At 55.7% G+C, this 6847-nt stretch carries 6 protein-coding genes; 2 read left to right on the forward strand and 4 right to left on the reverse strand.

The features are described 5' to 3' along the window. Positions 1 to 276 precede the first annotated feature (276 nt). A complete protein-coding gene (locus tag AC2FLA_RS21220) occupies positions 277 to 3477 on the forward strand; it encodes a DUF8508 domain-containing protein (protein WP_496725080.1) in 3201 nt (1066 codons plus the stop codon). 466 nt (positions 3478 to 3943) lie between these two features. Here the strand turns inward: AC2FLA_RS21220 and AC2FLA_RS21225 are convergent, their stop codons facing one another. The 4 genes from AC2FLA_RS21225 to AC2FLA_RS21240 are packed head-to-tail and all read right to left on the reverse strand — an operon-like array spanning position 3944 to position 5907. Then, a complete protein-coding gene (locus AC2FLA_RS21225) occupies positions 3944 to 4420 on the reverse strand; it encodes a GNAT family N-acetyltransferase (protein ID WP_496725082.1) in 477 nt (158 codons plus the stop codon). Next, positions 4417 to 5031, reverse strand: coding sequence for an NAD(P)-dependent oxidoreductase (locus AC2FLA_RS21230; protein WP_496725084.1), 615 nt, complete (start codon positions 5029 to 5031; stop codon positions 4417 to 4419). Before AC2FLA_RS21230 ends, AC2FLA_RS21225 begins: the two co-directional genes overlap by 4 nt. A gap of 41 nt (positions 5032 to 5072) precedes the next feature. Then, positions 5073 to 5429 carry a VOC family protein gene (locus AC2FLA_RS21235; protein WP_496725086.1) on the reverse strand — a complete coding sequence of 119 codons (357 nt, stop codon included), beginning with the start codon at positions 5427 to 5429 and terminating at the stop codon, positions 5073 to 5075. Between the two features lie 40 nt (positions 5430 to 5469). Further along, positions 5470 to 5907: a VOC family protein gene (locus tag AC2FLA_RS21240; RefSeq protein WP_496725088.1), complete on the reverse strand. Its 438-nt coding sequence runs from the start codon at positions 5905 to 5907 to the stop codon at positions 5470 to 5472. A gap of 106 nt (positions 5908 to 6013) precedes the next feature. Between AC2FLA_RS21240 and AC2FLA_RS21245 the strand changes: the two genes are divergently transcribed. Continuing rightward, positions 6014 to 6718, forward strand: coding sequence for a helix-turn-helix transcriptional regulator (locus AC2FLA_RS21245; RefSeq protein WP_496725090.1), 705 nt, complete (start codon positions 6014 to 6016; stop codon positions 6716 to 6718). Positions 6719 to 6847 lie beyond the last annotated feature (129 nt).

The raw sequence follows: 6847 nt of genomic DNA on the forward strand, positions 1-6847 counted from the left end.
AGGTTCCCTACCAGAAACATCGATAAGGTCACATGACGATACCGGCCGACATCCCAAGAAAATACGGAGATCCTGGGCTCGGATCGTAGAAGGTTGGACTGCTGAGCAAAGATCGAAATACCTTGCCGTGATTTCAGACGGCAAAGCTCCGCCGTATTATGGCGGCTACGAACAGCCATGTAACTAACATCTCCAGGTTGAGCTACCGTGAGTAGTGCTGCGGCGAGTCGCATATCGACTCGCTGTTCTTTCACCAGATCAAAAAGCGAGGCTCACATGGTTACTACATTGGCTGCAGGCGATATTGCGTTTACCGGGTTCAATTCCGACAATCCCGACGAGTTCACATTTGTTGCTTTGACCGACATCGAGGCAGGAACCGAGATCAAATTCACTGACAACGGTTGGTTCGCAGCCGGCGGTTTCCGCAGTAGCGAGGGGATTTTCGTCTGGACGGCACCCGCAAACATTGCTGCAGGTACGGTGATCAATCCCGAATTTACCGGCCCAAACTTCTCGGCCAGCGGCGATCAGATCCACGCGTATCAGAGTGACGACGACACGCCCAGTTTTGTCGCATCGGTTCATTTCAATGGCGACGGATATGAACCTGACGCAACATCGTCGAATACGTCTGCACTGCCCTCGGGGCTGACAGTCGGCACCAGCGCAATCGCCCTCACCGAAACCGACAACGGTGTTTATGATGGCCCTCTCACCGGTACAAAGGCCGAATTGCAGGCCGCCATTAATGACCCCGCAAACTGGACGACCAGCAATACCAGGATTGACGATGTCGAACCTGCCGGGTTCACCGTCACGGATGCCGCGCCTTCACCATCGGTCATCATAAATGATCTGGACCTGGCAGCCGATGAAGGGGGCATGGCGGATAGTTATGAAGTCACGTTGTCTGTCGCGCCCGAGCAACCCGTCACGATCACCATAGCCGCAGGAGCTGATCTTGACGTTGCACCAACCGAATTGGTGTTTGACGCAACCAATTTTGACCAGCCTCAGCAAGTCGCCGTCACCGCCGTTGACGACGATCTGCCCGAAGCAGCCGAAGTCGTGGACATTCAGCACACGGTAACCTCGGGCGATCCCGCTTTCGACGGTATTCTGACCCCTGTTGTCGAGGTGTCCATCTCGGCCAGCGACATTGAAATCGTGTCGATCTATGAAATCCAGGGCGCAGGCCATGTGTCGGAGTTTGTTTTGGCAGATGGGCAAACGGTTGCGGAATTCTTCGAGGACTTGCCTGCCGGCCCATCAAACGTTCTGGGCGACATGGTTTCAACCAGCGGCATCGTCACTGCGGTAGATTCCAACGGGTTCTATCTTCAGGATTCGGAAGGCGACGGCAATGATGCGACCTCGGACGCGATTTTCGTGTTCACCGGATCAAGCCCTATAGTGTCAGTAGGTGACGCCATTTCCGTGGGCGGAACCGTTGCCGAGTTCTTTCCCGGCGGCACAGGCAGTGGCAACCTGCCGACCACCCAACTGACCAATGTTTTTGACCTCGAGGTGCAGTCATCGGGCAATGCGCTGCCCGAAGCAGTGCTGATTGGCAATGATCCGGGTGAGCGGGCGGTGCCCAACCAAAGCATCGACGATGATGCGTTTGCCTCATTCGATCCAACCCAGGATGGCATCGACTTCTTCGAAAGCCTGGAAGGGATGCGCGTGACTGCAACGGATTTGCAAGCCGTCAGCGGAACCAGCCGGTTCGGTGAAATCTTTGCGGTTGCCGATCAGGGCAGTGGCGCAACCGGTCTTTCAGAGCGCGGAACGCTCAATATCTCACCAGACGACTTCAATCCTGAGAAAATCCAGATCGACGAAGACAGTGGGATTTTCGATTTTGACTTTCCAACCGTGAATGTCGGCGATCACCTTGGCGACGTCACGGGTGTGGTGGGCTATAGTTTCGGAAATTACGAAATCCTGCCGACCGAGGATTTTACACCGAATATCCAGTCAGCAGGGTTGGAACAGGAAACGACCACACTCGCAAGTTCAAGCAACGAGCTGACAATTGCGACATACAATGTTCTTAACCTCGACCCCAATGATGGCGACGGCGACCAAGATGTTGCCGACGGTCGGTTTGCCGCCATTGCCGAGCAGATCACCAATAACCTCGACAGCCCGGATATCATTGGTCTGCAAGAGGTGCAGGACAACTCGGGCTCGGACGATGACGGGGCCGTTTCGGCGTCGGAAACCCTGGCGGAACTGGCCGCGGCTATCCTGGCGGCGGGTGGTCCGGCTTATGAGGTGATCGACAACACCTTTATCGGGGACGGAACATCCGGGGGTCAGCCCGGCGGCAATATCCGCACCGCCTTTCTCTACAACCCTGATCGTGTCTCGTTAGTGGAAGGATCCGTGCAGACTATCGGCGGCCAAGGTGAAGGCGAAGCCTTTGAAGGGGCGCGCCTGCCGCTGGTTGCCGACTTTGTCTTCAACGGTGAAACCGTCACGGTGGTCAACAACCACTTTTCATCCAAAGGTGGTTCTGCGCCCATTCTGGGAACCGAACAGGACTTTGCCGCACGTCAAGAAGACGTTGATGTGAACGGCAGTCTGGATGAGCGCCAGGCCCAGAGCCAGGCCGTTCAGGATTTCGTCAACGGACTGGGTGATGCCGCCAATACGGTTGTGTTGGGTGACTTCAACGAGTTTGAATTTGTCTCACCCGTGGCTGACCTTGAGACCAATACCGACCTCGTCAACCTGACAAACGATATTCCGGAAGACGAACGTTATAGCTTTGAGTTTCAGGGCAACAGCCAATCGCTGGACCATATTCTGGTGTCCGAGGATCTGCATTCCGGGGCACTGGTTGACATCGTTCACGTCAACTCGGAGTTCGCCGCAACCAGCGGGCGGGCCTCGGATCACGATCCAATGGTGGCAAGCCTGTTCATTCCAGAAACCCAGAGTTTGGCCGTTGAGTTCGAAGCGGGCCGCTGGTTCAAAACCAAGGCCTTTGAGAGCATTGACGGCGAAGTCGTGGATGTCGACAAGCTTGGTCCGGTTCGGAACAGCCTGACGTTTTCGGATGTGGGTATCAAGGTAGATGCGGTCGATCCGACCGATTTTGAACTGGTCGCGATCAAGCATGGGGCGATTGGCGTGTTCTCATTCGACGACTCGTTGTTTAGCCGCGATGCTGCATCGGTTGACGGTGACGAAAGCCTCAGAATTGCGTTGGAAGACACGGACCTGGAAGCGGTGGAGTTCATCTTTAGCTTTGGCGACAGTCACGGCAGCGGTGAAGTCGAGGTTGCCTTCTACGATGACGGTGTTCTTGTCGGCACCATGGTGGCGGATGCTGAAGATGGCGATTTCGCAGGATCGCTGGGGCGTACGACCTTTGACGCAGTTGAGCTGTCAGCATTAGACGGCACCATGTTTACAGTCGACGAATTTGCGTTCGAAGTGATTGATCAGAACCTGATTGCCTAAAGCAATGCCACACGGGGTCACTCCGGTACCACCGTGTGGCATACTGCATGCCAATATTACCGCATCACGAACACTCGAAACCTCGAAAATTCGAACAGAATGGATTAGCCGGCTTGAGCCATTGAATGTGACGCGTTGCAAAAAAGAAATTTACATCACAATCGTGCAAGTTTGATCTGATCTGACGTCCAGAAAAACATACATCTGCAACTTTGCCATGGCTGCCAGCCACTAATGCCTCGCACGGCATTGACCAAAAGGGGTTCAGCGCCGTACCTCGCCGCGATCCGCACCGACGGCGGGTACCTTAGTTGGTGAATGTCTTTTCCATCAAAGTGTTCGGTCGCAACGACGCGCGAAGCGTCAGTTTGAGCTGCAGGTGATTTCCGCTTACTGCGAATGTCTGCAATGCGGGTTGCGATCGCAGAAACCTGACTGCAAGTCGAAGGCCGGTCATGGGCTGGTCTCAAGGGGCGCTGGTTACAAGGCGGTACTTTCGGAACAGCGATCCATCGAGTGTCATCTCGCCATCAAACTCTGCGCCCATGCGCTTCAAAGCCCCTAACTTTGTGCGACTAGGGGGAAGCAGGAGCGTCACGGATGGGATACGATCGTCGCCGTGCGCAAACTCCAGAGCTTGAGCGGTTATCCTCATCCCCAACCCGAAGGCTGAGGGTTTCAGCACGAGGCCGAAGTCCCAGTCAGGACCTTCACGCTGAAAGCCGCCCCATCCCACATACGCGCCGTCCGCCAGAATCGCCCAATGGCCCAACCCGTCCTGCGCCCACTTGGCTTCCTTCATTGCCACGAAGTCAGCTGTGCGCCGCTCATCCCAATTGCCTTGGAGCAAAGGCATATGCAGAGCCAGAGCTGGGTCGGACATATGATCCGCAATATCCTCGACTGCGATCTCGGGTAGGCGAGTGAATGTGATTTTTGTCATGTGCTCGTTTGCGACATGCCGTTTGTCGCCCCTTGGGTCTCAGAGTCCGAGATGGCATCGATCAGGAATTGCGCAAGTGCCAACCGGGAAACTGCTGTTCCGTTTTTGGGGTGAGCATCTCTTTGGGCACGGTATGTCGCTACGATGGCGTCATTGAGGAATCCCGCGCGGGCCGAAGTCCAGTCTAGACCAGGCTCTTTCAAGATATCCTCAATGCGACTGACGCTGCGCACAACGTTCGGCATAACGAAACGAAGGAATTTTCCCGGCAGCGTTTGGTCTGGAAATAGAAACGCCGTCGAGGTCACCAGAACCCGTTTGAGGCCCGTCACGGACGCAGCTTCGACGATGGTGACCGCAGATCGGTAGTACACCGATGTCGCGACTTTCGAAGGCAGCCGACCGCCCAACGTCAAAATAACGGCGTCATGGTCGCGAAAAACTAATGTGAGGAACACAAGGTCACAGGGATCACCGACCATCACTTTCAGTCTTTTATGTTGGAGATCAGGTGCTTTGTCTGCAGAATGAACGACTGCTGTGACATCTATATCCTTTGCGAGCACAAGCTTACCTGTCCGCCCATTCGCACCCAAAAGAACGAGTTTCAAAGTCTTCTCCTTTCAATCGGAAAGTGCGTTTGGGACCTGCCTCAGGCGGAGAGGCAAATCTTGTTACTGTCCAGATCCCTGACGTAGGCCGAGAAGCGCGGTCCACGTTGGTTCGGTTCGCCTTCGCTCGTGCCACCAAGCTCAATGGCCAATGCGTGCAGCCTTTCGACCTCTTCAGCCGACCCGACGCTGAAGCCGACCATGGTTCCGTTGCCATTCGTGGCGGGTTTTTCGTCGAACGGGATGGCGGCTGCGAAGGCAAAGCCAGGTCCGAGCCAGTATGTCATTCTGTCGGTGGGTGAGATGCGCTCCAGGCCTAATTGCCCAAAGAGCTGGTCATAGAAGTGCGTTGCGGCGGCCATGTCGTTGGTACCAACGACGAAGTAATTCATCTGCATGGTGCGATATCCTTTGAGATTGCGCTGAGTATTGTGAGCGTCACTGATCGGTCAGCCTGAAAAACTCGATCAGCTGACCGTTGGGGTCGGTGATCTTGAGCAGGTGGATGCCCGGCTCTTCGATGATCTCCGGCGCGGTCACACCGGCAGCTGTAGCGCGGGCATGCAAGACTTCCAGATCGGTGGATTGTAGGTAGGGAACTGCGCCCGAACCTGCCTCGGACCCCGGTGCGTACTTGTCCCGTGACACGATTGCGAACCAGCCACCAGCCACGTCGAAAGCCACGAATTCAGGTAGCCCGATTGTCGGTTCACTGCCGAATAGGGTGCGGTAGAAGGCCTCCGATTCCTTCATATCGTCCGTCGGCACGTAGGCGCCCATGGCCATGATCGGCGCGGTTCCCCGCTGCTCCGCCGACTCCGCAACGAGTGCTGTTGGCAAAACAGCGGCGAGGCTGAGAGCAATGAAGTGTCCCATATTCTGATCTCCTTTTTTGATGTCTTTCCTGCTTCTACCGCGCCTATGCTGACAGCGTGTTGTCAGCATAGTGTCAGTATGCTCTGTTTCATCGAAAGGAGATCACATGAGGCGCGGCGACAGGCTATTTGAAGTCATCGAGATCCTGAGACGTGCCAAAGGCCCGATCTCTGCCCAGTCTATTGGTGAAGAACTTGGCGTGACCAAGCGTACGGTGTACCGCGATGTTGCTGCGCTGATGGGTCAGGGCGTGCCGATCAATGGCGAGGCCGGGGTCGGCTATGTGTTGGAGCCTGGCTTTCATATGCCACCGCTGATGCTGACCCCGGACGAGATCGAGGCCGTTACGCTTGGCATGCTGTGGGTCCAGACCCGAGGCGAACCCGAGCTTGCGCTGGCGGCAGAGAAGCTGATCACCAAGCTGGAAGCTGTCGCACCTGACAAGTACCGAACGTCGTTTCTTCAGCCGGCCGTAAGCGTCGCGCCTGTTGCTCAGCCGGATGAAGTACTTGGCGCCGCGGCCATTCGTCTGGCCATTCGGCGCCGCAAGAAGATAGTCTTGAAATATTCAGACAATTCAGGCCAAAAGACCCATCGTGTGATATGGCCCATACTGCTGGGATATCGGGACACCAGCCGCATCATCGCCGCATGGTGCGAAATGCGAGAAGGCTTTCGTTACTTTCGGACAGAACGGATTACTGAGGCGGAGGTCCTGGAAGACAGTATTCCTCGGCGAATGGACCTAATTCGCGCGGAGTGGCGCAATGCGACGGACGCAGAACGTAAGCGCTATGAAGAGGGGGCATAAAACAAGAGTTGTCGAAGGACCGTTTTGTGGAAGCTGCAGCGCAGCGGAGGGCGTTATCACATTAGCTTCCTGCCCACCAAGGAATGCTGATGCTCTGATTTCAAGCGGCTCGAGTAGCGGCATCCCGGG

The sequence above is a fragment of the Ruegeria sp. CDSA033 genome (assembly GCF_059612305.1).